This window comes from Mesorhizobium sp. P2_F8, from assembly GCF_056403655.1.
Genome location: NZ_JBFUFB010000015.1, coordinates 35,457 through 59,822 on the forward strand (window position 1 = coordinate 35,457; position 24,366 = coordinate 59,822).

At 63.7% G+C, this 24,366-nt stretch carries 25 protein-coding genes; 23 read left to right on the plus strand and 2 right to left on the minus strand.

What is annotated here, in order from left to right:
* The first annotated feature begins 159 nt into the window (after positions 1 to 159).
* The 4 genes from AC1DZP_RS29160 to AC1DZP_RS29175 all read left to right on the plus strand — a co-directional run bounded on the left by AC1DZP_RS29160 (position 160) and on the right by AC1DZP_RS29175 (position 2,967).
* Positions 160 to 1,203, plus strand: coding sequence for an enoyl-CoA hydratase/isomerase family protein (locus AC1DZP_RS29160; protein WP_477307187.1), 1,044 nt, complete (start codon positions 160 to 162; stop codon positions 1,201 to 1,203).
* Positions 1,200 to 1,622, plus strand: coding sequence for a DUF6163 family protein (locus AC1DZP_RS29165; RefSeq protein WP_095081139.1), 423 nt, complete (start codon positions 1,200 to 1,202; stop codon positions 1,620 to 1,622). The genes AC1DZP_RS29160 and AC1DZP_RS29165 overlap by 4 nt, the downstream gene beginning before the upstream one ends.
* Positions 1,623 to 1,860: 238 nt before the next feature.
* Entirely contained in the window at positions 1,861 to 2,376 is a 516-nt protein-coding gene (gene ldtR, locus AC1DZP_RS29170) for a transcriptional regulator LdtR (protein WP_013896002.1), read from the plus strand.
* 189 nt (positions 2,377 to 2,565) lie between these two features.
* Complete coding sequence (locus AC1DZP_RS29175; protein ID WP_477307189.1) at positions 2,566 to 2,967, plus strand: hypothetical protein; 402 nt, start codon at positions 2,566 to 2,568, stop codon at positions 2,965 to 2,967.
* Between the two features lie 28 nt (positions 2,968 to 2,995).
* Here AC1DZP_RS29175 and AC1DZP_RS29180 read toward each other — a convergent pair whose 3' ends face one another.
* Positions 2,996 to 3,529: a hypothetical protein gene (locus AC1DZP_RS29180; RefSeq protein WP_477307191.1), complete on the minus strand. Its 534-nt coding sequence runs from the start codon at positions 3,527 to 3,529 to the stop codon at positions 2,996 to 2,998.
* A gap of 374 nt (positions 3,530 to 3,903) precedes the next feature.
* Here AC1DZP_RS29180 and AC1DZP_RS29185 point away from each other — a divergent pair, with 374 nt between their 5' ends.
* The 15 genes from AC1DZP_RS29185 to AC1DZP_RS29255 all read left to right on the plus strand — a co-directional run bounded on the left by AC1DZP_RS29185 (position 3,904) and on the right by AC1DZP_RS29255 (position 20,247).
* Complete coding sequence (locus tag AC1DZP_RS29185) at positions 3,904 to 5,157, plus strand: L,D-transpeptidase family protein (RefSeq protein ID WP_457153523.1); 1,254 nt, start codon at positions 3,904 to 3,906, stop codon at positions 5,155 to 5,157.
* 142 nt (positions 5,158 to 5,299) lie between these two features.
* Entirely contained in the window at positions 5,300 to 6,940 is a 1,641-nt protein-coding gene (locus AC1DZP_RS29190) for a Na+/H+ antiporter (RefSeq protein WP_477307193.1), read from the plus strand.
* Between the two features lie 183 nt (positions 6,941 to 7,123).
* Positions 7,124 to 8,437, plus strand: coding sequence for a serine hydroxymethyltransferase (gene glyA / locus AC1DZP_RS29195; protein WP_477228844.1), 1,314 nt, complete (start codon positions 7,124 to 7,126; stop codon positions 8,435 to 8,437).
* Between the two features lie 72 nt (positions 8,438 to 8,509).
* On the plus strand, positions 8,510 to 9,148 hold the full coding sequence (locus tag AC1DZP_RS29200) for a hypothetical protein (RefSeq protein ID WP_477307195.1): 639 nt from the start codon (positions 8,510 to 8,512) through the stop codon (positions 9,146 to 9,148).
* Positions 9,149 to 9,307: 159 nt separating this feature from the next.
* Positions 9,308 to 9,787: a transcriptional regulator NrdR gene (gene nrdR, locus AC1DZP_RS29205; RefSeq protein WP_095081151.1), complete on the plus strand. Its 480-nt coding sequence runs from the start codon at positions 9,308 to 9,310 to the stop codon at positions 9,785 to 9,787.
* A gap of 2 nt (positions 9,788 to 9,789) precedes the next feature.
* Positions 9,790 to 10,908 (plus strand): bifunctional diaminohydroxyphosphoribosylaminopyrimidine deaminase/5-amino-6-(5-phosphoribosylamino)uracil reductase RibD, encoded by a 1,119-nt coding sequence (gene ribD / locus AC1DZP_RS29210; RefSeq protein ID WP_477307197.1) that lies wholly within the window; start codon positions 9,790 to 9,792, stop codon positions 10,906 to 10,908.
* A 64-nt stretch (positions 10,909 to 10,972) separates the two neighbouring features.
* Positions 10,973 to 11,590: a riboflavin synthase gene (locus tag AC1DZP_RS29215; RefSeq protein WP_095081155.1), complete on the plus strand. Its 618-nt coding sequence runs from the start codon at positions 10,973 to 10,975 to the stop codon at positions 11,588 to 11,590.
* A 112-nt stretch (positions 11,591 to 11,702) separates the two neighbouring features.
* Positions 11,703 to 12,158 (plus strand): 6,7-dimethyl-8-ribityllumazine synthase, encoded by a 456-nt coding sequence (locus AC1DZP_RS29220; protein ID WP_095081157.1) that lies wholly within the window; start codon positions 11,703 to 11,705, stop codon positions 12,156 to 12,158.
* A gap of 5 nt (positions 12,159 to 12,163) precedes the next feature.
* Positions 12,164 to 12,664 carry a transcription antitermination factor NusB gene (gene nusB / locus AC1DZP_RS29225; RefSeq protein ID WP_095081158.1) on the plus strand — a complete coding sequence of 167 codons (501 nt, stop codon included), beginning with the start codon at positions 12,164 to 12,166 and terminating at the stop codon, positions 12,662 to 12,664.
* Positions 12,661 to 13,878 (plus strand): MFS transporter, encoded by a 1,218-nt coding sequence (locus AC1DZP_RS29230; protein WP_457152669.1) that lies wholly within the window; start codon positions 12,661 to 12,663, stop codon positions 13,876 to 13,878. The genes nusB and AC1DZP_RS29230 overlap by 4 nt, the downstream gene beginning before the upstream one ends.
* A gap of 175 nt (positions 13,879 to 14,053) precedes the next feature.
* Positions 14,054 to 14,965 (plus strand): glycine betaine ABC transporter substrate-binding protein OsmF, encoded by a 912-nt coding sequence (gene osmF / locus AC1DZP_RS29235; protein ID WP_477307199.1) that lies wholly within the window; start codon positions 14,054 to 14,056, stop codon positions 14,963 to 14,965.
* Positions 14,966 to 15,020: 55 nt separating this feature from the next.
* Positions 15,021 to 16,184, plus strand: a complete 1,164-nt coding sequence (locus AC1DZP_RS29240) for an ABC transporter permease (RefSeq protein ID WP_477307201.1) — start codon at positions 15,021 to 15,023, stop codon at positions 16,182 to 16,184.
* Positions 16,181 to 17,119: an ABC transporter ATP-binding protein gene (locus AC1DZP_RS29245; protein ID WP_457152672.1), complete on the plus strand. Its 939-nt coding sequence runs from the start codon at positions 16,181 to 16,183 to the stop codon at positions 17,117 to 17,119. The genes AC1DZP_RS29240 and AC1DZP_RS29245 overlap by 4 nt, the downstream gene beginning before the upstream one ends.
* Positions 17,116 to 17,865, plus strand: a complete 750-nt coding sequence (locus AC1DZP_RS29250) for an ABC transporter permease (protein ID WP_477286297.1) — start codon at positions 17,116 to 17,118, stop codon at positions 17,863 to 17,865. Before AC1DZP_RS29245 ends, AC1DZP_RS29250 begins: the two co-directional genes overlap by 4 nt.
* Positions 17,866 to 18,105: 240 nt before the next feature.
* Complete coding sequence (locus tag AC1DZP_RS29255) at positions 18,106 to 20,247, plus strand: sodium-translocating pyrophosphatase (protein ID WP_095081313.1); 2,142 nt, start codon at positions 18,106 to 18,108, stop codon at positions 20,245 to 20,247.
* A gap of 213 nt (positions 20,248 to 20,460) precedes the next feature.
* Here the strand turns inward: AC1DZP_RS29255 and AC1DZP_RS29260 are convergent, their stop codons facing one another.
* On the minus strand, positions 20,461 to 20,976 hold the full coding sequence (locus AC1DZP_RS29260) for an outer membrane protein assembly factor BamE (RefSeq protein ID WP_457152675.1): 516 nt from the start codon (positions 20,974 to 20,976) through the stop codon (positions 20,461 to 20,463).
* Between the two features lie 114 nt (positions 20,977 to 21,090).
* On the opposite strand from AC1DZP_RS29260, the gene AC1DZP_RS29265 reads away from it, so the two are divergent.
* From AC1DZP_RS29265 to AC1DZP_RS29280, 4 genes are all read left to right on the plus strand, one after another.
* Positions 21,091 to 21,633 carry a ubiquinol-cytochrome C chaperone family protein gene (locus AC1DZP_RS29265; protein WP_477307204.1) on the plus strand — a complete coding sequence of 181 codons (543 nt, stop codon included), beginning with the start codon at positions 21,091 to 21,093 and terminating at the stop codon, positions 21,631 to 21,633.
* Positions 21,634 to 21,636: 3 nt separating this feature from the next.
* On the plus strand, positions 21,637 to 22,185 hold the full coding sequence (locus AC1DZP_RS29270) for a YceD family protein (RefSeq protein ID WP_477307206.1): 549 nt from the start codon (positions 21,637 to 21,639) through the stop codon (positions 22,183 to 22,185).
* A 113-nt stretch (positions 22,186 to 22,298) separates the two neighbouring features.
* Positions 22,299 to 23,369, plus strand: coding sequence for a phosphate acyltransferase PlsX (gene plsX / locus AC1DZP_RS29275; RefSeq protein WP_477307208.1), 1,071 nt, complete (start codon positions 22,299 to 22,301; stop codon positions 23,367 to 23,369).
* Between the two features lie 9 nt (positions 23,370 to 23,378).
* Positions 23,379 to 24,350, plus strand: coding sequence for a beta-ketoacyl-ACP synthase III (locus AC1DZP_RS29280; protein ID WP_457155136.1), 972 nt, complete (start codon positions 23,379 to 23,381; stop codon positions 24,348 to 24,350).
* Positions 24,351 to 24,366 lie beyond the last annotated feature (16 nt).

Consider the following 24,366-nt stretch of genomic DNA (forward strand, 5'->3'; position numbering starts at 1 on the left):
ACGGATGGTTGCACCCATTCGGCCGCGACGCAAAGGATGGCGCCTTGCCTCTCTTGAAATGCAAACTGACCCGACATCGACCGGGCTTGGCATTGACGCACCCATGCGCCACGCTTTAGCACTTCAATCCCGGCGGCGCGGGGGAGGGATTCTTTCACGATGGATTTTGGCGGAGGCGACGAGATCCGCTTCGAACATCTGGGCCGGGCCGGCGTCGTCACATTGACGCGACCGCAGGCGCTGAATGCCGTCACGCACCGCATGATCCGGGCGCTCGACGCTGCTCTTTGCGCCTGGGAGACCGACCAGGGCGTCGATGTCGTTATCGTCAAGGCCGAGGGCAGGGCGTTTTCAGCGGGCGGCGACATCCTGCATATCTACGAGGCTGGCCGGGCTGGAAAGCCGCCGGTCGAGTTCTTCGCCGACGAATACCGGCTCAACGCCCGCATCAACAGCTTCAAGAAACCTTACGTCGCGCTGATCGACGGCATCGTCATGGGCGGCGGCGTCGGCATCTCCTTCCACGGCTCGCACCGGGTGATGACCGAAAATGCCCAGTTCGCCATGCCGGAAGTCGGCATCGGCTTTTTCCCGGATGTCGGCGCCAGCCACCTGCTACCCGATCTCGGCGGCTCCTTCGGCATGTATCTGGCGCTGACCGGCAATCGCATCCGCTATGGCGACGCGCTGTGGTCAGGGCTCGCCACCCACACCATCAAGGCCGCCGACCAGGGCGGCTTCCTCGACCGGCTGACGCTGACCGGCGATCCGGAATCGGTGTTGCGCGGTTTCTTCGTCCAGGCAAAACGGGAAACCGACAGGCCGACGCTGGAGGCGATCGTGCGTCATTTTTCGCAACCATCCCTCAAGGCTGTCATCGGCAGCCTGGAACAGGCGGCAGGCGCCGACGAGTTCGCGGCCAAGACGCTGGCGACGATCCGGACGCGTTCGCCGACCAGCCTGCGCGTCGCCTGGCGCCAGATCAGCGCCGGGCTGACCATGTCCATGGACGCCTGCATGAAGATGGAGTTCCGCATCCTCAACCGGATGCTGGCCGGCCACGATTTCTACGAAGGGATCCGCGCCGCCATCATCGACAAGGGCTCGAAGCCGCAATGGCGGCCGGCGAGCCTCGGCGCGGTCAGCGAGGCGGACGTCGACGCCTATTTCGCCTCGCTCGGCGAGCGGGAGCTCGACCTGTGAGCGAGGTGACCTCCAGACGCGTCGTGCTGCAGCCCTCGGGCGTGGAGCTGATCTTCGCCTGGTTCCAGCGCGTCGTCGCCGGCTACTGCCTGCTGTTCGGCATTCTCTACTGGATCAGGCTGATCGGCTTCTATCCGGGCTCGTTGTGGCGCTTCGACCTGATGCCGGTGCACTGGCAGGTGGCGGCGGTGATGCTTGCCGTGTTTTTCCCCTTCGCCGCGGCCGGCCTGTGGATGCTGGCGTCCTGGGGGCCCGTGATCTGGTTTATCTGCGCGGTGACCGAGACGGTCATGTATGCCGGTTTTCCCGAGCTTTTCGGCCACCGCATGCTCATCGTCGTCTCACATGCGGTCGTGGCGCTGCTTTATATCGCTTTCCGCGTGATTATCTGGCTGCAGAAACGACCGGTGCGGCACTAAGCCATTGAGCCTATTGGCACCCTGGCGGCTGCCTCAATTCGGCCCCGCAATTGTTGGCTAAATCTTTAGGTTAATTATCCTTACTCGGGAGACCGTTCGTTAAGCCTCTTTCGAAACCTCTTACCGGTAAGCTCTTGTTAGCCCTAGCGTTTAAGTCGAATTTTATGAGTATTCGATAGTGTCGCGATCAAGGTGAAAAACAAAAAATCACCAGGGCGACAAACGAGAGGCAAAGACAATGATCAATTCGCGTCCGGCGGCGAAGACCGCCAACGTATCCGACGACCGCCGCGAGGCTATCCGCTCGCTGTACATGGAATCGCTGCAGCTTGTAGAGCGGCTGCACCGCCGCCTGCTTGACGTGATCAAGGACGAGTTCGACCGCAACGGCCGCTCCGATATCAATGCCATCCAGGCGCTGCTGCTGTTTAACATCGGCAATTCGGAGCTGACCGCCGGCGAGCTGCGTTCGCGCGGCTACTATCTCGGCTCCAACGTCTCCTACAATCTGAAGAAGCTGGTCGATCTCGGCTTCATCAACCACCAGCGCTCGCGCATCGACCGCCGGTCGGTCCGCGTCTCGCTGACGCCGAAGGGCAACGAGGTGGCGGACGTCGTCGCCGGTCTTTATGAGCGCCATGTCGGCTCGATCGAGCAAGTCGGCGGCATCAACACCGACGAGTTCAAGCAGATGAACCGCGCGCTGCAGCGGCTCGATCGCTTCTGGAACGACACAATCGCCTACCGGATGTAAGCCGGCGCATCGGATCTGGCCCGCGCCACAGAAGCGCGGCCGAAATGTCGACCTCTGGTCAAGGCCGGTGCCGAAAGGCATCGGCCCTTTTCTTTTCCTGATTCCGAAGCCCAGGCGCCCGGTCGACACTAGTCCGCCAGGTTTGCTTTCGCCACAGCAGTGCCTAATGTCACGGCCCGGAGGGGGCGCATGATGGGTTTGGGAAAACGCTCGAAGATCTGCTCGGTTGCCGCAGTGCTTTTGTTGGTCCCGCAAATGGCTTTTGCCGAGGAGTGGTGGAAGGATTCTTTCGCCTCGGAAGGCAGCGCTCCATGTGACAACAATGACTCGATCGTGACGTTTACCGACAAGGCAGTCGAGATGTGGGAGGTCGGCTGCACATTGGACAAAATTCAGAAGATCAACCGCCTGGATGTCGTCATCCTGGACATGTCGTGTACGGATGGTGAAAGCACAGACAAGAGGCGGGAACTGTTGCTCAAACTGGAGGACAACAAGGTTCTGCGCTATCCCCAGCAGGAGGTGTTGCAAAGATGTTCGGAATTGAGGGCGCAGCCAAGTCCGGCCCCAAATGTTGAAAATCCGCACTGAGATCGTGAGATAGCCAGCCCAGATAGCATCACGGCTTCAGCTGGCAGAATTTCTCGTGGAAATAGGCAAGCGCCTGTTCGGCCTGGACGGGCTCGCCGAAGAACGGACCGATTGCTTCGGGCTCCCGCGTCAGGTCGCAGCTGCCCTCGGTGTCGGTCGTGCATGTCTTCACCAGCCCCTTCAGCGCGATGGTTGCCGGCGGATTGTCGAACGACAGGCCGGTTACGCCGCCAAGCCGCAGTTCATAGGTCAGGCGGTAATAGATGTCGCCGTCCTCCTCGAACTGCTGTTCGGCTCTGTAGGTGCAGTCGTCCAGCCGGGTTACGATGAACCTCAGCGTTTCGGTCTTGTCGCCGACCTCGTTCGGGCCAGTGCTGGTGAAGATCGCCGGCGATCGGGACACCTGCTTCAGCGGTTCGTCGGTCTGCTGCCCGTATTTGGGGATCGCGCCCTGTTCCAGGCCGTGCACGAAATAGGCAACCGCTTCCTCCGATGTCGGGGTGCTGCCGTTCGGACCTCCGGCCAAGGCAAAGGCCGCGACGATTGAAAGGACGCCAGGCATGGTCTCGTTCCCCGCGTTGGACTAGTATGTCAGTGTAGCATCAAGGGCTCGTAGTAACCGGTCGTTATCGTGGCCGGCCATCACGGATCGGTACCGAAAAAGCACKGGCTTTTCATTTCGCCGCGTCGCCCGACGCAAATCGCGGGCCAAGGCCACGTTGCCGCCATATTCCAATGGAACCGAGGATGCCGGTGATGCTGTGGTGAAGGCCGTGCGTTCACCCGGAACCCGTGTCGCGGCTCAAGCGTTTGTGGCCGAACTGATACGGACATGGTTGGCTAATTGTTAAGATTGCCAACTCTAGAGTGCGGGCAACATCGCCCTGAAAACCGAATGCAGCAAGATCGAACGCTACAAGAATGTCTGGAACGTCCATGAGAACCAGCCGCCGTTTTTTCCTTTCCGGAGCCTCCGCGCTCGCAGCCGCGATGGTCGCCGGCGGCGCCAATGCGCAGGATGTCATCGGTGATATCCTGAAATCCTCGGCGCGCGGCAATTGGGACGACCAGTTCGACGCCCGGGCCAGCGAGGGCGGCAAGGTGGCCTCGACGCTGCCGATCTTCAGCCCGCAGACCGTCGCCTTTACCGAGCAGGCGGTGGCGCAATACCAAAACATCGTCAGCCAGGGCGGCTGGGTAGAGGTGCCCGCGACCAAGAAGTTGCAGCTCGGCGTCGATGATCCCGATGTCGTGCCGTTGCGCAAGCGGCTGATGGTCTCTGGCGACCTGTCGCAGAGCGCCGGCATTTCGACGGCCTTCGATTCCTATGTCGACTCGGCGGTCAAGCGCTTCCAGTTGCGTCACGGCCTGCCCGCCGACGGCTCCATGGGCAAATACACCTACTTGGCGATAAACGTTTCGGCGCAAATCCGGCTTGGCCAGCTACAGACCAACCTGCAGCGGCTGAAGGAGAAGGCTGGCACGCTTGGCAGCCGCTACGTGCTGGTCGACATTCCGGCGGCGCAGATCGAAGCGGTCGAGAATGACCGCGTCGTGCTTCGCCACACCGCGATCGTCGGCAAGATCGATCGCCAAACGCCGATCGTCAATTCCAAGATCAACGAGATCATCGTCAATCCGTACTGGAATGCGCCGGTCTCGATCGTCCGCAAGGACATCATTCCGCTGATGCGGAAGGATCCCAACTATTTGAAGGACAGCCATATCCGGCTGTTCGCTCCGGACGGCAGCGAGGTCGACCCGCTCAATGTCGACTGGTCGACCGACGACGCCGCCAAGTATCGCTTCCGCCAGGATCCAGGCGCGGGCAACGCCATGGCGTCGGTGAAGATCAATTTCCCGAGCCCGGACGGCGTCTACATGCACGACACGCCGCAGCAGAGCCTGTTCGGCAAGATGATGCGTTTCGATTCCTCGGGCTGCGTGCGCGTGCAGAATGTGCGCGACCTCGTCACCTGGATCCTGCGCGACACGCCCGGCTGGGACCGCCAGCATTTCGAGGCGACGATCAAGACCGGCGAAAACACGCCGGTCGAGGTCACCAACCCGGTGCCGGTACATTTCCTCTATCTCTCGGCCTGGTCGACGGGCCCGGGCGTCGTGCAGTTCCGCGACGACGTCTACGCGCTCGACGGTGCCAACGAGCTGCAGATCACGTCTTCGCTTTAACTAACTGATTTTTTTACCAGAAGAGGCCGCCGGTTAAGGCGGCCTTTTCGTTGCTCGGATTGCCTGCGCCTTTTCGCGGGAGGGCGGCTGGACGGATCGGCCGGCTTTGCGCATGGTCGGCGGACAAGTCTGGAACCGGACCATGGATGTCGCCGTCTTCATTCTGGTTGTGCTCGTCTTCGTCGCCGTTTCCGGCGCGCTGGTGCGCCTGGTGCGGGTGCCGTTGCCGGTGCTGCAAATTGCCATAGGTGCCGCACTCGCCTGGCCGGTGCGCGGCATCCATGTCGAGATCGATCCGGAACTGTTCCTGCTTGTGTTCATTCCACCGCTGCTGTTCGGCGATGCCTATGGTGCGCCGAAGCGTGAATTGATTGCGCTGCGCGGACCGATACTGGATCTCGCCATCGGGCTGGTGTTCTTCACCATCGTCGGCTTCGGCTATGCCTTGCACTGGCTGGTGCCGAGCATCCCGCTGGTCGTCGCTTTCGCGCTCGCCGCGGTGCTGTCGCCGACCGACGCGGTGGCGGTGTCCTCGATCGTCGACAGGAACCAGGTTCCGGCGCGGCTGATGCACATTCTGGAAGGCGAGTCGTTGCTCAACGACGCTTCCGGCCTGGTCATGTTCCGCTTCGCCGTGGCGGCGGCGCTGACGGGCAGCTTTTCCTTGGCCGCCGCATCGCTGAATTTTCTCTATGCCGTCGCTGCCGGCATCCTGATCGGCGTGGCGGCGTTGTTCGTCGCCGCCAAGGTGCTGCAATTGCTCAACCGCATCGGCGGCGTGCCGGCCGAGGCGCAGGTGCTGGTGATGATCCTGCTGCCGTTCATCGCCTACCTCGGCGCCGAGCACATCGGAGCGTCCGGCATCCTTGGGGCGGTCACCGCCGGCCTCCTCACTGGTGGCTCCGGCGTGTTTCGGTTCCTTGGCGTCTCTGCCCGCATCCAGACCATGTCGCTATGGACGACGCTTTCCTTCATTTTCAACGGTGCTCTCTTCATCGTGCTCGGGCTGCAGCTTCCCGACATCATCCGTCATGTGCCACCGGAACTCATGAGCATGCACCCGATCATCCAGCCGGTGGCGACCGTCATCACACTGACGCTGTGCCTGATCGCCCTGCGCTTCCTGTGGATATGGGTCGGCGATATCGCGGCTGGCATCGCGGCACGTCTGGGCAAGCGCAGGGTTGAGCCGTTCGGTCTGCGCGTGCGGCTCGCCGGGTCGGTGGCCGGCGTGCGCGGCGCGATCACGCTGGCCGGCATCCTGTCGCTGCCGCTCGCCATGCCGGACGGGTCGCCGTTTCCGGCGCGCGACCTCGTCATCTTCCTCGCCGCCGGTGTCATCATCTGCTCGCTGGTCTTTGCCAGTCTCGCCTTGCCGACGATCGCCAGCGGGCTGGTCGAACCGGTTGAGGATGCCGGTGCCGCGGAGGAACGCCTGGCGCGTGTCGGCGCGGCCAAGGCGGCAATCGCCCGCATCGAGTTACTTGCTGCAACCGATACCGAAGAGGGAGGCGAGGTGCCCGGCGCCCGGCTTGCCRCGGCCGATGGAATTGTCGCAACCTATCGGCGCCGTATTGCCGCTTCCGACGGAGCCGACGAGGCGCGGGGCGAAGCGCGGGAGGCCGGCCGGCTGGAACTCGAGCTCAGGCTCGCCGGCATCGAGGCCGAGCGCGGAGCCGTGCGCGCCATGCTGCGCAGCGGCGAGATCAACGACCACGCGGCGCGGGCGCTGTTCACCGAGATCACGCTTACCGAGGCCTTGCTGAAGGGGCGGCAGGCGTGAAAATAGCACGCTCGTTGCCTCGCTGGCGCAAACCGGCCAGCAAATTTCGCGCCGCAAACGTGGCGGGGCGAAAACAACTGTGTTAATGGCGCGGCGAATGCATGTCGCCCAAAAGTGTGCAGCGGTTTTGGGACAACGACATGCATAAATCAAAATTGCCCCCGAACCCAAGGATTTCAGGCCATGGCATCAGCAGCGGCAGTGTCGAACAAATTTGAATCCTTCTTCGAAACCACGCTGGAAGATGCCGACCCGGAGATTTTCGGCGCCATCCGCAACGAACTCGGTCGCCAGCGCCACGAGATCGAACTGATCGCCTCTGAAAACATCGTCTCGCGCGCCGTGCTCGAGGCGCAGGGCTCGATCATGACCAACAAGTACGCCGAAGGTTATCCGGGCAAGCGCTACTATGGCGGCTGCCAGTTCGTCGACGTCGCCGAGGAACTTGCCATCGAGCGCGCCAAAAAGCTGTTCGGCTGCAATTTCGCCAACGTCCAGCCGAATTCCGGCAGCCAGATGAACCAGGCGGTGTTCCTGGCGCTCTTGCAACCCGGCGACACCTTCATGGGGCTCGACCTCAATTCGGGTGGCCACCTGACCCACGGTTCGCCGGTCAACATGAGCGGCAAATGGTTCAAGGTCGTGTCCTATGGCGTGCGCCAGGACGACCATTTGCTCGACATGGACGCCATCGAGAAGACCGCCCATGAGACCAAGCCGAAGCTGATCCTGGCCGGTGGCACCGCCTATTCGCGTGTCTGGGACTGGAAGCGTTTTCGCGAGATCGCCGACGCGGTTGGCGCCTATCTGATGGTCGACATGGCGCACATCGCCGGCCTCGTCGCCGGAGGCGTGCATCCGTCGCCGCTGCCGCATGCCCATGTGGTGACCACCACCACGCACAAGTCGCTGCGCGGCCCGCGTGGCGGCATGATCCTGTGCAACGACGAGGACATCGCCAAGAAGATGAATTCGGCGGTGTTCCCCGGCCTGCAGGGTGGCCCGCTGATGCATGTCATCGCCGCCAAGGCGGTGGCCTTCGGCGAAGCCCTGAAGCCGAGTTTCAAGGTCTATGCCGAGAGCGTCGCCGCCAACGCCAAGGCGCTCGCCTCCAGCCTCAAGGAAACCGGCCTCGATATCGTCTCCGGCGGCACCGACAACCATCTGATGCTGGTCGACCTGCGTCCCAAGAACGCCACCGGCAAGCGCGCCGAGGCAGCGCTCGGCCGCGCCAACATCACCTGCAACAAGAACGGCATTCCGTTCGACCCGGAAAAGCCTTTCGTCACCTCGGGCGTGCGCCTCGGCACCCCGGCGGGCACAACGCGCGGCTTCGGCCAGGCCGAGTTCCGCGAAATCGGCAAGCTGATCGCCGAAGTGCTGGATGGTCTGAAAGTCGCCAATTCCGACGAGGGCAATGCCGCTGTCGAAGCGGCGGTCAAGGCCAAGGTTGTGGCGCTGACCGACCGCTTTCCGCTCTATCCTTATCTCGGCTGACGAGATAGGACGTCTCACCGCCTTGCCGCGACGGACAAGCGTCGTCGCGGCAAGGCTGCGACAGGAGCCTTGATGATGCGAATTGTCCGTCTCGCCGACCTTGCCATCGCCGGCGTCCTGGCTGCTTCGATTGTCTTGCCGCTCTCCGGCATCGCCTCGGCGCAAACCGCGCCTGCGCAACCGGCACCCGCCCAGGCCGCACCCGCGGCACCCGTCCCGGCGGCGCCCAAGCTTGAAACCTTCGGCAGATGGTCGACCCTGGTCGACGAGGTCGATACTGGCGAGGATATCCGCAAGACCTGTGCAGCCTCGACCGCCTTTATCGGCGCCCGCGGCGAAAGCGGCACTCTGACGCTAATCATCACGAACGGCGATGCGCTGCCGCCGACTGCCTACCCGTCCGTGACCATTGCGGTCGACAGCACGGCGCTGCCAACGGGCAAGTCGGTCGCGGTAACCTTTGGCGATGACAAGGGCCACGTCGCCGCCAAGCTCCATTCCGACGCCACCGTGGGCGGCCGGCTCAGCTGGACCGTGGACAATCAGGCCAAGACCAGCCTGGCGCTCTTGCGCGTCATGCGCCGCTCATCGGTGCTCGATGTGTCCTTTGGCGACGCGCCGGTTGGAAGCATCGCCATGGACGGCTTCACCAAGGCCTATCGCAGCCTCGGCGCATCATGCGGGTTTGCGACCACCGACGTCGCCCCCTGACGGCATCGCTGTCCAGCCGCCTGGCGGCGCTGGCAATCTTGCTTGCAGCTCGCTATCTCTCAGGGCGAGCGGCTCTGAGGGGCGAGGGGCTGCTTTGCCATCGTTGCAAAAACCTCTAAGCCTTTCGCTTCACCAGATTCGCCAACCAAAGGCTTCTCCATGCGCTGTCCCTATTGCCAGTCAGAAGATACGCAGGTGAAGGATTCGCGCCCCGCCGAGGATGGCGCCGCGATCCGCAGGCGGCGCGTTTGCCCCGATTGCGGCGGCCGCTTCACGACTTTCGAGCGCGTGCAGCTGCGAGACCTCGTCGTGGTCAAGAAATCCGGTCGCAAAGTGCCGTTCGACCGCGACAAGCTGCTGCGCTCGGTGGAGATCGCCGTTCGCAAGCGCAATGTCGATCCCGAGCGGATCGACCGCGCGGTAACCGGCATCGTGCGCCAGCTCGAAAGCTCCGGCGAGACCGAAGTGGCCTCCGGCGAGGTCGGCCGGCTGGTCATGGACGCGCTGAAGTCGCTCGACGATGTCGCCTATGTCCGCTTCGCCTCGGTCTACCGCAATTTTCGCGAGGCCAAGGATTTCCACGAATTGCTCGGCGAGCTCAAGGGGGACGAAATCAAGGGCGAAGAGGACGCCGGCTGAGCATGACTGCAAGCGACAGACAGGCCGGCCTTGATCGCCGTTTCATGGCAGCGGCGCTCCGCCTTTCGCGAAAGCATGCCGGGCGCACCGCGACCAACCCATCCGTGGGCACGCTGATCGTGCGCGACGACGGCGATGGCCCAATGATCGTCGGCACCGGCGTCACCGCTGTCGGCGGCCGCCCGCATGCCGAGACCGAGGCGCTGGCCGAGGCCGGCGCGCTGGCGCGCGGCGCCACCGCCTATGTCACGCTGGAACCTTGCGCCCACCATGGCCGGACGCCGCCCTGTGCCAACGCGCTGGTCAACGCGGGTGTCGCGCGTGTCGTCGGCGCTGCCAGCGATCCCGATCCGCGCGTGTCCGGCCAGGGCTACGCGATCCTGCGCGCCGCCGGGATCGAAGTGGTCGAGAAGGTGTTGGCGGCGGAAGCTGCCGAACAGATGGCCGGCTATTTGATCAGGTCGTTGAAAAAACGCCCCGAAGTGATTCTCAAGCTTGCGCTTTCCAGCGATGGCAAGATCGGCAGGGAAGGCCAAGGGCAAGTGTCGATCACCGGCGATGTCGCCCGTCGCGAAGTGTATCTGATGCGGGCCGAGGCCGACGGCATATTGGTCGGCATCGGCACCGCCCTTGAGGATGACCCGGCATTGACGGTGCGCTTGCCGGGGCTGGAGAACCGGTCGCCGGCGCGCATTGTCCTCGACCGGCAGATCAGGCTGCCGGAGACCTCGAAGCTGGTTTCGGGCGTGGACCGGGTGCCGCTTTACGTCGCCGCCTGCCTGGAGGCCGATCCGCTGCGGCGGACCATGCTGGAGCGCGCCGGGGTGCGCTTCATCGGCACCGAAACGCATGAGGGCGGCGTTGCGCTGCCGGAACTGCTCGAGGATCTGGCCGCGCTCGGCATGGCCAGTGTTCTGGTCGAGGGCGGCGCCAAGGTTGCCGGCGCTTTCCTGGCCGAGGGGCTAGTCGACCGCATCGTGCTGTTCCAGGGATCGGAAGCGATCGGCGCCGACGGCATTGCATCGCCCATCGATGCCGACCATATCCCGGCAGGATTTCGAAAGCTCCGCGATATGCGTTTCGGTGAAGACAGCTACGCCGAGTGGATCAGGAACATTTAGAGCACGATCCCGAACAGTGGGACCGGTTTTCGGACAGGATCATGGTCAAACGGAAGGATCACCGATGTTTACTGGAATTGTCACCGATGTCGGCACCGTCGCGACCGTCAAGCCGCTGAGGGAAGGGGTGGGGCTACGCATCGACACCGCCTACGATCCCGAAACCATCGCCATCGGCGCCTCGATCTCCTGCGGTGGTGTCTGCCTGACGGTTACCGCCTTGCCCGACAGCGGCACGAACGCGCGCTGGTTCGAGGTCGAGGCCTGGGAAGAGGCGCTCAGGCTGACGACGGCGACGAATTGGAAATCGGGCACGCGGATCAATCTGGAGCGAGCGCTGAAGATCGGCGACGAGCTTGGTGGTCACATCGTTTCGGGCCATGTCGACGGCATGGCCGAGATCATCGAGCGCAGGGATGAAGGGGACGCGGTGCGTTTTACCCTCGAAGCACCGCGCGATCTGGCGAAGTTCATTGCACCGAAAGGCTCGGTCGCGCTCGACGGCACCTCGCTCACCGTCAACAAGGTGGAAGGCACGCGCTTCGACGTGCTTTTGATCCACCACTCGCTGACCGTGACCACCTGGGGCGAGCGCAGGGTTGGCGACCGCGTCAATCTCGAGATCGACACCATGGCCCGCTACGCGGCGCGGCTGGTGGAGGCCGCAAAAGAGGGGCTTTGACGGTCACAGTCGGACGGACTTCCGCGGCAAACTGGGCACGTGCAACATCTTCTGCTTGCGATCAAACGGGCTTCGGCCTAAGTCACCGGCTCCGCCGGAGACGTGACGCAAAATGCCCAGGAACAAGAAACTCAAGCTGCTGATCATCGAAGCCCGCTTCTATGATGATCTGGCGGACGCGCTGCTCGAAGGCGCCAAGGCTGCGCTCGACGAAGCCGGCGCCAAGTACGATGTCGTCACCGTGCCGGGCGCGCTGGAAATTCCGGCCGTGATCTCCTTCGCGCTCGATGCCGCCGAGGGTGAGGGCACCGACTATGACGGCTTTGTCGCGCTTGGCACCGTCATCCGCGGCGAGACGCATCATTTCGATATCGTTGCCAATGAATCCGCGCGCGCCCTGATGGACATGTCGGTGCAGGAATCGATCTGCATCGGCAACGGCATCCTGACCACCGAAAACGACGAACAGGCCTGGACGCGCGCCCGGCGCACGGAAGGCGACAAGGGTGGCTTTGCCGCCCGCGCCGCGCTGACCATGATCGCCGTCAAGAAACGGCTCGGAGCCTGACCGGCGTGACGCAATCCGGAGACAACGACCGACCACCGGTACGCCAGGCCAACAAGCGCGGCGCTGCCCGGCTGGCCGCCGTGCAGGCGCTCTATCAGATGGATGTCGCCGGCAGCGGCGTCTTCGAGATCACCGCCGAATACGAGGCCTTTCGCCTCGGCAAGGAAGTCGACGGCGCGCTCTATCGTGAAGCCGACGCACAATGGTTTCGCGCTATCCTCGCCGGTGTCGTCGAGAACCAGAAGACGGTCGATCCGATCATCCGACAGGCACTGACCGAGGACTGGCCGCTGTCGAGGCTCGATTCGACGCTACGCGCCATTCTGCGCGCCGGCGTCTACGAGTTGATGAAGCGCGAGGATGTTCCCGTCGCCGTCATCGTCTCCGAATATGTCGATATCGCCAAGGCTTTCTACGAGGAAGACGAGCCGAAGCTGGTCAATGCTGTGCTTGACCGTGTGTCTCGCCGGGTGCGTGGCGAGGGGCGCGGCAAGGACGCATCATGACGGCAATCGCCGTCGAGGCAGGCAAGGATGCGCGGCGCACCGCTTTGATCCTTGCCGCATCGCAGGCGATCATCGGTTCTGCTGCCCCCATCGCCATCTCCATGGGGGGGCTGGCCGGGCAATATCTGCTTGGTCCCGACAAGTCGCTGGCAACAGCGCCGATCACCGGCTTCAACATCGGCGTGGCGCTCGGTGCGCTACCGGCAGCGGCCATCATCCGCGCGATGGGCCAGCGCGGCGGCTTCATGACCGGCACGATCGTCACTGCGCTTGGCGGGCTGGTTGCCACAGCAGCGCTTTTCCACGGCAGTTTCTGGCTATTCGCCTTCGGCCTGTTGGTGATCGGCATCGGCGGCGCCTTCGTCCAGCAGTTTCGATTTGCCGCCGCCGACAATGCGCCGCCGCAGTTCAAGGCTCGCGCCATCTCCTTCGTGCTGGCCGGTGGCATCGTCACCGCCGTCCTCGGGCCGCAGATCGTCATCTTCACCCGTGAATCGTTCGCGCCGGTGATGTTTGCCGGTTCGTTCGCAGCCATCCTGCCGCTGGCGGCCGTTGGCGCCATCATCCTGTCGTTCCTGCGCTTGCCGGAGAAGGTATCGGGCAAGGTGGAGATCGCCGACAGCGACGCCAGACCATTGGTCGAAATCGTCACCCACCCGCGCTTCGTCGCGGCGCTGTTCTGCGCCGTCGGCAGCTATGCGCTGATGAGCTTCGTGATGACTGGCGCGCCGCTGGCGATGGTTGGTTGCGGCCTGTCGGAGGACGATGCGACGCTCGGCATTTCTTGGCACGTCATGGCGATGTTCGCGCCGAGCTTCTTCACCGGCTCGCTGATCCATCGCTTCGGCGCCGAACGGATCGTCGCCACCGGGCTGGTCCTGCTCATCGGCTGCGCCACTGTCGCTCTATCGGGCCTGGCGCTGTGGCAATTCTGGACGTCGCTGATCCTGCTCGGCCTTGGCTGGAATTTCAGCTTCATCGGCGCCACCGCGATGGTGGCGGCCAGCTACCGGCCGTCGGAAAAGGGCAAGGTCCAGGGCTTCCACGACTTCGTCCTGTTCGGCTCTGTCGCTTGCGCGTCGCTGATGTCGGGCATGGTTTACAACGCCTGGGGCTGGACCATGCTTAACTGGATGGTCTTCCCTGTCACCGTTCTGTGCTTCGTCGCCCTCGGCGCGCTCAAGCTGACGGGACGGCGCAAAGCAGACGCCTGACCCGGTCGCCGCATGCCTGACACGCCCTGTCAGCATGGTGTCGGTCGAATACGCAGCGCCCGAACAAAATTATTGCGTCTGTGCCAGATGTTATGAAACCGTGTGCCCCGACTGGCCGTTGAAGCCATGCTCATATGCGGCCGCCGCATTCCGGTTCACAGCAAGGGATTTCACAATGTTTTCAGTCAAGGTTCTGGCCAGCGCGGCATTGGCGCTCGGCATCACGGCGGTTTCCGCCAGTGCCCAGGTCGTTGTCTCCTCGAAGATCGACACCGAGGGCGGTGTGCTCGGCAACATCATCCAGCTCGTTCTCAACGCCAACAACATCAAGACCACCGACCGTATCCAGCTCGGCGGCACGCCGGTGGTCCGCAAGGCGATCACCGCCGGCGAGATCGACATCTATCCCGAATACACCGGCAACGCCGCCTTCTTCTTCGAGAAGGCCGACGACCCGGTCTGGAAGGATGCCGCCAAGGCCTACGAGACGGCCAAGAAGCTCGACTACGACGCCAACAAGATCGTCTGGCTGTCGCCGTCGCCTGCCAACAACACCTGGGCGATCGCGCTGCGCAAGGAGGTCGCCGAGACCAACAAGCTCGCCACGCTCACCGACTTCGGCAAGTATGTCACGGGCGGCGGCCGGGTGGTGCTGGCGGCATCCGCCGAGTTCGTCAATTCGGCGGCCGCACTGCCGGCCTTCCAGACCACGTATGGTTTCACGCTGAAGCCGGACCAGCTGATCACACTCTCCGGTGGCGACACGGCGGCAACCATCGCAGCCGCCGCCAATCAGACCAGCGGGGCGAATGCCGCCATGGTCTACGGCACCGATGGCGGCATCGCACCGTCCGGCCTGGTCGTGCTCGAGGACGACAAGGGCGTGCAGCCGGTCTACCAGCCGGCGCCGATCATCCGCGAAAAGGTGCTGAAGGAACATCCCGAGATCGAAACGCTGCTGAAGCCGGTCTTCGCCAAACTCGACCTCGTCACACTGCAAGAGCTGAACGGTCGCGTGCAGGTCGGCGGTGAGCCGGTCAAGGGCGTGGCCGAGGACTTTTTGAAGAAGAACGGCTTCCTGAAGTAGGACGATTCCGGCGCGCCGCATCCGTTGCGCGCCGGATCGACTGACGGGGGAGGGCGTGCAGATCCGGTTCGACAAGCTCGGCGTGGTCATCGCCGCGATAGTAGCTTACGCGGCTTTCGCTGCGCCCTTTGCCACGTTCCGCGCCAACCGCATCGTTCCCGGCCAGGCGCGCTCGATTCTCGAGGCGCTGCCGACGGCGACCGGGACGCTGCTGCTCGCCATCATTGTTGCCGCCGCACTTGTCGCGCTGTTCAGGACACCGCTTGTCCTGCGCCTCGTCGCCAGCGTGGTGGTGCTTGCAGCGCTGGCGCTGCTGATTGGCGTCGCCGGAACATTTCTGACGCCGGCCGGCAACACCCTTGCGAGAGTGTCGCCTGCTTCCGGTTTCTGGATACTGATGTTCGCCTTCACGCTTCTGCTGGCCGATGTGCTGACACGGCTGAACCTGTCGCCATTGGCACGGGTCGGCGTGCTTGTTGTGGCGGCTTTGGCGATCGGCCTGCTGTTGATTTCGGGAAGCTGGGATAATCTGTCGATCCTCAAGGAATACGCCAACCGCGCCGACAGTTTTTGGGCCGAGGGCTCCAAGCATGTGACGCTGGCGCTCGGCTCGCTGGCCGCGGCTGTGATCGTCGGCCTGCCGCTCGGCATCCTCTGCCATCGCGTCGAAAGGCTGCGCGCCGGCGTGCTCAACGTGCTCAACATCATCCAGACCATTCCCTCGATCGCGCTGTTCGGCCTTCTGATCGCGCCGCTCGGCTGGGTCGCCACGCACGTGCCGGGAGCCGCCGCGCTCGGCATTCGCGGCATCGGCACGGCACCGGCTTTCGTCGCCCTGTTCCTCTATTCGCTGCTGCCGGTTGTGGCCAACACCGTGGTCGGTCTCGCCGGCGTGCCGCGCGCCGCCAACGACGCGGCGCGCGGCATGGGCATGACCGACCGGCAGCGCTTGTTCGGCGTCGAGTTTCCGCTGGCATTTCCGGTGATCCTCACCGGCATCCGCATCGTTCTGGTGCAGAACATCGGCCTCGCCACCATTGCCGCGCTCATCGGTGGCGGTGGTTTCGGCGTGTTCGTTTTCCAGGGGGTTGGCCAGACGGCGATGGATCTGGTGCTGCTCGGCGCCGTGCCGACGGTCGCGCTCGCCTTCGCCGCCGCCATCATCCTCGACGCAGTGATCGAAATGACCGCCACCAAGCGCAGGGTTGAAATGGCATGATCGAGATCGAAGGCATTACCAAGCGCTACGACGCGACAACGGTCGTCGATGACGTCTCGATGGTCATCGAGCCGCGCACGGTTTGCGTCATTGTCGGCACGTCGGGTTCTGGCAAGACGACGCTGCTGCGCATGATCAACCGGCTGGTCGAGCCGACGGCTGGCGTCATCAAGCTCGATGGCGCGGACAATCGCTCGCTGCCTGGTTACGAACTGCGCCGCAGCATCGGCTACGCCATCCAGGGCCACGGCCTGTTTCCGCATCGCACGGTGGCGCAGAATATCGCCACAGTGCCGGTGCTGCTCGGCTGGGACAAGGCCCGCATCAAGGCCCGCGTCGACGAGTTGATGACGCTCTACCAGCTCGATCCCGACGCGTTCGGGCCGCGCTACCCGCACGAACTGTCCGGCGGCCAGCAGCAGCGCGTCGGCGTTGCCCGCGCGCTCGCCGCCGAGCCCAACGTGCTGTTGATGGACGAACCGTTCGGCGCGCTCGACCCGATCATCCGCACCAAGGCACAGGAAGATCTGCTGGCGATCCAGAAACGCTTCGGCACCACAATCATCTTCGTCACCCACGATATGGAAGAGGCCGTCCACATGGGCGACAAGATCGCCGTCATGGATGCCGGCAAGCTTGTGCAGTACGCCAAACCCGCGGAGATCCTGGCAAATCCGGCCAGTGCCTTCGTCGAGACCCTGGTCGGCGCCAGCGAAAGGCCGTTTCGGTTGCTTTCGCTCGGCCGCGTGCGCGACGCCGTGGAGAGGGGCTCCGCCGAAGGCGAGGCGATCCCGGGCGACGCCAGCCAGCGCGATGCGCTGGCCGAATTGTTGTGGTCGGGCCGGCCGGCGCTGCCGGTCAAAGGCGCCGACGGCAAGCCGCTTGGCCGCGTCACCGTCGACGGCCTGGTCAAGCGCGCCGCGAGGCCGGCATGAAGGCCTGGCTTCCCTCGCTGCTCAGGCTGGCTTTGGTGGTGCTGCTGGTTGCCTTCGTCACCAATCCCGGCTGGTTCGAGCCGCTGCTGAAGCCGCTGACCGAGAACAATGCGCCGGTGATCTACAATCAGGGCAGCCTGCTGACGCTGACCTTGCTGCATTTACGCATCGTTCTGATCGCCACTGTGGCTGCAACCATCGTCGCTGTCGCGCTGGCCATCCTGGTCACGAGGCCGGCCGGCGCCGAGTTCCTGCCGCTGTCGCGCAGCCTGGTCAACATCGGCCAGACCTTTCCGCCGGTTGCGGTGCTGGCGCTTGCCGTGCCGGCGGTCGGCTTCGGCGAAAAACCGACGCTGATCGCGCTGTTTCTCTATGGCCTGCTGCCGATCTTCGAGAATGCGCTGACCGGCCTGACGACATTGCCGGCCAATGTCATGGAGGCGGCGCGCGGCGCCGGCATGACCGGTTGGCAAAGGCTCACCAAGGTCGAACTGCCGCTCAGCGCCCCGATCATCCTTGGCGGCATCAGGCTGTCGGTGGTGATCGGCCTTGCCACCGCCACCATCGGCTCGACCGTTGCCGCCAAGACGCTGGGCGAGGTTATCATCGCCGGCCTGTTGTCCAACAACCTTGCCTTCATCCTGCAGGGCGGGCTGATCGTGGCCGCCCTTGCCGTGCTGATCTATGACGGTCTTTCGGCGGTCGAACGCTACACGGCGCGCCGCATGGGCCGCGAAGTCGAGTAGCCAAGGGTCCCCGTCGAGATCGATTTCAATCGATCTAATAGGACAATGCCGATGGCCGCGGTCTCGTGGCCCTATGCCTTTTGGGCGAAAGCCGGGCAAAAACCGAACAATATCTTGACGTTCGCAGCCCTGTTTCGCATACACCGCTGCGAAGAGGCGGATTCCGTGCACGGGTCCGGTCTTTGTCTCAACGGCCCAGGGAGGGGTTCTTTTGGGCCATCAATCGAGGAAAATCCGGCAATGACAATTATTTCCGCCGTCATCGCCTGCGGTCTGCTTTCTGTCCTCTACGCCATCTGGGCGACACGTTCGGTCCTCGCGGCCGATCAGGGCAATGCACGCATGCAGGAAATCTCCGCGGCCATCCGCGAGGGCGCGCAGGCCTATCTGGCGCGCCAGTACACCACGATCGCCCTCGTCGGCGTCGTCGTGCTCATACTCGCCTGGTGGCTGCTTTCCATCACCGCCGCGGTTGGCTTCCTGATCGGCGCCGTCCTGTCGGGCGCCGCCGGCTTCATCGGCATGCACGTTTCGGTGCGAGCCAATGTGCGTACCGCGCAGGCGGCCTCCAACAGCCTCGCCGCCGGTCTCGACATCGCTTTCAAGTCGGGCGCCATCACCGGCATGCTGGTCGCTGGCCTGGCCCTGCTCGGCGTGTCGATCTACTACCTCATACTCACCCACTTCATGGGCCTTCAGCCCAATGACCGCATCGTCATCGACTCGCTGGTTTCGCTGGGCTTCGGCGCCTCGCTGATCTCGATCTTCGCCCGTCTCGGCGGCGGTATCTTCACCAAGGGCGCCGACGTCGGCGGCGATCTGGTCGGCAAGGTCGAAGCCGGTATTCCCGAAGACGATCCGCGCAACCCGGCCACCATCGCCGACAATGTCGGCGACAATGTCGGCGACTGCGCCGGCATGGCCGCCGACCTTTTCGAAACCTACGCGGTGACCGTCGTCGCCACCATGGTCCTCGGCGCCATCTTCTTCGGCGGCACCGCCGTCCTGGGGGCGGCGATGCTCTATCCGCTCGCCATCTGCGGCGCCTGCATCCTGACCTCGATCGTCGGCACTTTCTTCGTCAAGCTCGGTTCCAACGGCTCGATCATGGGCGCGCTCTACAAGGGCCTGATCGTCACCGGCCTGTTGTCCATCGTCGGCCTCGGCGTCGCCACCTCGGTTACCCTGGGCTGGGGCGAGATCGGCGTGGTTGCCGGCATGGCCATCACCGGCAAGAACCTGTTCATCTGCGGCCTGGTCGGCCTCGTGGTGACCGGTCTGATCGTGGTGATCACCGAATACTACACCGGCACCAACAAGCGCCCGGTCAACTCCATCGCCCAGGCGTCGGTGACCGGTCACGGCACCAACGTCATCCAGGGCCTTGCAGTCTCGCTGGAATCGACGGCGCTGCCGGCGATCGTCATCGTCGCCGGCATCATCTCGACCTATCAGCTCGCCGGCCTTTACGGCACGGCGATCGCGGTCACGACGATGCTCGGCCTCGCCGGCATGATCGTTGCGCTCGACGCCTTCGGCCCGGTCACCGACAATGCCGGCGGCATTGCTGAAATGGCCGGTCTGCCCAAGGAAGTGCGCCACTCCACCGACGCTCTCGACGCGGTCGGCAACACCACCAAGGCGGTGACCAAGGGCTACGCCATCGGTTCGGCGGGTCTCGGCGCGCTGGTGCTGTTTGCCGCCTACTCGAACGACCTGAAGTTCTTTGCCGCCAATGGCGACAAGTATCCGTACTTCCAGGGCATGGGCGAGATCTCCTTCGATCTCTCCAACCCCTACGTCGTTGCCGGCCTGATCTTCGGCGGCCTGATCCCGTATCTGTTCGGCGGCATCGCCATGACGGCCGTCGGCCGTGCGGCCGGCGCCATTGTCGAGGAGGTGCGCAAGCAGTTCCGCGAGGATCCGGGCATCATGGCCGGTACGTCGAAGCCGAACTACGCTCGCGCTGTCGATCTGCTGACCAAGGCGGCGATCCGCGAGATGATCATCCCGTCGCTGCTGCCGGTGCTGGCGCCGCTCGTCGTCTATTTCGGCGTGCTGCTGATCTCGGGCTCGAAGGCGTCCGCCTTTGCCGCCCTCGGCGCCTCGCTGCTCGGCGTCATCGTCAACGGCCTCTTCGTCGCCATCTCGATGACCTCCGGCGGTGGCGCCTGGGACAACGCCAAGAAGTCGTTCGAAGACGGCTTTGTCGACAAGGACGGCGTCAAGCACCTCAAGGGTTCCGAAGCGCACAAGGCTTCGGTGACCGGCGACACGGTCGGCGATCCCTACAAGGACACCGCCGGTCCGGCCGTCAACCCGGCAATCAAGATCACCAACATCGTCGCGTTGCTGCTGCTGGCCGTGCTCGCGCACGGCTGAGCCATTGGCCCCAAGACAAAACCCGCGGGGAGCGATCCCCGCGGGTTTTTTGTTGCGTCGATGACCGGCCGCCCTTCAGTTCGTCCCTTTGGCGAGGCCTCGCTGCGAGCCTTGCCGACTGATCTTCCATAACAAAAACCCGCAGGATCGCTCCCGCGGGTTTTTGGTCGCCTGAGATGGTGCTGCTCTCCTCGAGGGAAGGCAGGTCTGAGATCAGGGAGTGCCGCCGCCCGGGATGCCGGGGGCCAGCTTGCTGGCGCCGTTGATGATCTGGCTGAGGAAGTTCTGGTCCTTGCCGCCGGTCGGCGTGGTGCGTGAGATGAAGTCGAACACCTTGCCGTCCTTCAAGCCGTAATTGGCGATCTGGGTGACGCGACTGTCGGGGCCGAAATAGACCGCCAGCACATGCTGGTCAATGAGGTGCGGCTTGTCGAAGGCGACGTAGCGCTTGCGCGTCTGCGAAATGTAATAGAAGGCCTCGTTGTCGAAGGTCGCCGTCGTCGACGGCGTGCCGAGCGCCAGAAGCACCTGCTCGCGGCTCGATCCGACCGGAACCAGGTCGATCGCCTGCTGATCGATCACATAACCCTGGGTGAGGGTTTCGCTCGGGCTGAGGTCACCGATCATCTTGGAGGTGTGGCAGGCGGACAGCGCCGAAACAATCACCAGTAGCGAGATCGCACCGGCGGGCCGGGACGAGAAGGTCGACTTGAAATTCAGCGCGCGCAACAACAACTCCATTAGCTGGCCGCAACTTGCGCTGGGCCGCAAAACCGGTAAACCAGCTTGCAGGCCGATGCAACAAGGCCACTTCAACAAACGGTCCCCGGGAGACCATCCCCAATGTTCCAGCGCATTTTTGGCCGCGAACGCCATGCCAACCGCGCTATCACCGAGGCGCTCTACGCACAAATCGTGGCGGCGGCGCGGCAGACTGTGTTTTATTCCCATTGGAATGTGCCCGATACGCCGCTTGGCCGCTTCGAGATGGTGTCGCTGCACATGTTCCTGTTCCAGCACCGGTTGCGCCGCGAGGACGGCGTGGCGCAAGAGGTTGCGCAGGTGCTGATCGACGAGTTCTTCCTCGATGTCGATCATTCGCTGCGGGAATTGGGCATTGGCGATGTCGGCGTGCCCAAACGCATGAAAAAGCTGGCAAAGATGTTCTATGGCCGAACCGCCGCCTATGACGATGCCCTGGAAAGAAACGACCATGACGGGCTCACCGCGGCCCTTGCCCGCAATGTCCGGCCCGACACCGGCGCCTGGCCGGAAGCGTCGCTGCTGGCCAACTATGTCACCGACGCCCGCGATCAGCTGGCCACCCAGCCATCCGAATCGATAGTCTCCGGCACGGTGGCGTTTCCCGTCGCCAACGGAGGTTGATCGATGAAACACATTGACCCGCAAAGCCCGGTATCGTTCCGCGCGAACATCGCCCGTCTGCCGCAGAAGGGGTTGCCGGTGGTGATCGAGGCTGACGCCGCGCAGCGCGCGGCGCTGGCCGAGGAGCACGGGCTGCTTTCGGTCGAAGCCTATCGCGCCGAGCTTCTGGTGACGTCATGGAAGCGCAATGGCGTGAAGGTCAGCGGTCGCGTCGAAGCCGACATCACCCAGGCCTGCATCGTCACGCTCGAGCCTGTCGAAGCGCATATCGACGAGCCGGTCGAAGCGCTGTTGCTGCCCGAGGACTCCAAGCTCGGACGGCAGGGTTTCGATGACGGCGGCGAGATCCTGCTCGACGCGGACGGACCGGACGCTCCCGAAACATTTTCCGGCGACACGATCGATGTCGGGGCGCTCGCCGAACAGTTCTTCGGGCTGGCGATCGACCCATATCCGCGCAAGCAGGGCGCGTCTCTGGATGCCGGCGGCGAGAGCGAACCGGCGGAGAATGAATTTCAGCAAAAACTGCGATCCTTGCTGGGAAAATCCTGAAAACCATGCCCGCGACGGAAAAGTCGGTTGTGCGGCAGCCCAAAACCGCTATTTTCGCCGAACCTTCGCGACCACTAAAGCGACCTGCCGCCTAACCGTGAGATGAATACCGCGTGATCAGGATTTCCATCGATGCCATGGGCGGCGATCACGGACCAGCCGTGGTCATTCCGGCGCTCATGACGGTCGCGACCCGCCGTCCCGACATCCGCTTCGTCATCTTCGGACGTGAAGAGGTGGTGCGCCCTGAACTGGCCAAATTCCCGAAGCTGGCCGAAATCAGTGAATTCTTCCACTGCGAGATCGCCGTCAGGATGGACGACAAGCCTAGCCAGGCGCTGCGTCACGGCCGCTGGAAGTCGTCGATGTGGAAGGCTGTCGAGGCGGTCAWGGCAGCGTCGGCGGACGCCTGTGTCTCTGCCGGCAATACCGGTGCGCTGATGGCGATGTCGAAATTCTGCCTGCGCACCATGGCCACCATCGAACGGCCGGCGATTGCAGCGCTCTGGCCGACGACACGTGGCGAAAGCGTGGTGCTCGACGTCGGCGCCACCATCGGTGCCGACGCCCATCAGCTTATTGATTTCGCCATTCTCGGCACCGGTATGGCGCGCTCTGTCTTCGGCATCACGCGACCGACGGTTGGCCTGCTCAATGTCGGGGTCGAGGAGATCAAGGGCCAGGAAGAGGTCAAGGAAGCGGGGCGCATGCTGCGCGAGGCCAACATGGCCTCGATGAATTATCATGGCTTTGTTGAAGGCGACGATATCGGCAAGGGTACGGTCGACGTTGTGGTGACGGAGGGCTTCGCCGGCAATATCGCCCTGAAGACGGCCGAAGGAACGGCGCGGCAGATAGCGGGCTATCTGCGCGCCGCGATGAGCCGCACCCTGATGGCCAGGATCGGCTACGTCTTCGCCAAGGGCGCTTTCAACCGCTTGCGTGAAAAGATGGATGTCGGGCGCTCGAATGGTGGCGTTTTCCTGGGATTGAACGGGATCGTTGTGAAGAGCCACGGCGGAGCTGATTCGGATGGTTTCGCCGCGGCGATCGAATTGGCCTACGATATGGTTCGCAACAATCTGCTCGACCGCATCGAGGCGGATCTGGACCTGTTTCATGCGCGCAATCCGCATACTCAGACATCTAGGAAATCCGACGTCGTTATCGACGCAAAGGAATAGGAAAGAACTTTGATCAGATCAGTCGTGCGCGGCACGGGCGCCGCGCTGCCCCGCCGAATTATGAAGAATGCCGATTTCGAAGGCATGGTGGAAACCTCCGACGAATGGATCGCCCAGCGCACCGGCATCCGCCAGCGCCATATCGCCGGTGATGACGAGACAACGGCTTCGCTGGGTGAAGCGGCGGCGCGTGCCGCACTTGCCGATGCCGGGCTGACGCCAGCCGACATCGACGTGATCGTGCTGGCGACCTCGACGCCCAACAACACTTTTCCGGCCACCGCCGTCGAGATCCAGAACCGGCTCGGCATGCATCACGGTTTTGCTTTCGACATGCAGGCGGTCTGCTCCGGCTTCGTCTATGCGGTGACCACGGCCGATCTCTACATCCGTGGCGGCCTGGCCAGGCGCGTGCTGGTGATCGGCTCGGAAACGTTCTCGCGCATCCTCGACTGGAGCGACCGCTCGACCTGCGTGCTGTTCGGTGACGGCGCCGGTGCCGTGATCCTGGAGGCCGGCGAGGGGGCTGGCGGGATCGCCGATCGTGGCGTTCTGGCGGCCAGCCTGCGTTCCGACGGCACCCACAAGGAAAAGCTCTTTGTCGACGGCGGGCCATCGACCACGGGCACGGTCGGCCATCTCAGGATGGAGGGTCGCGAAGTCTTCAAGCATGCGGTCGGGATGATCACCGACGTCATCGAGGCGACGTTCTCGCAAGCCGGCATTTCGGCCGATGATCTCGACTGGTTCGTGCCGCATCAGGCCAATAAACGAATTATTGACGCTTCCGCCAAGAAGCTCGGGATAGCCGAGCAAAAGGTGGTGGTGACGGTCGATTTGCACGGTAACACGTCGGCTGCTTCCGTGCCGCTGGCGCTGTCGGTGGCCGTCGCCGACGGCCGCATCAAGAAGGGCGATCTCGTGCTTCTGGAGGCCATGGGGGGCGGCTTCACCTGGGGTGCTGTTCTGGTTCGCTGGTAAGTGCCGAACGGTCCGG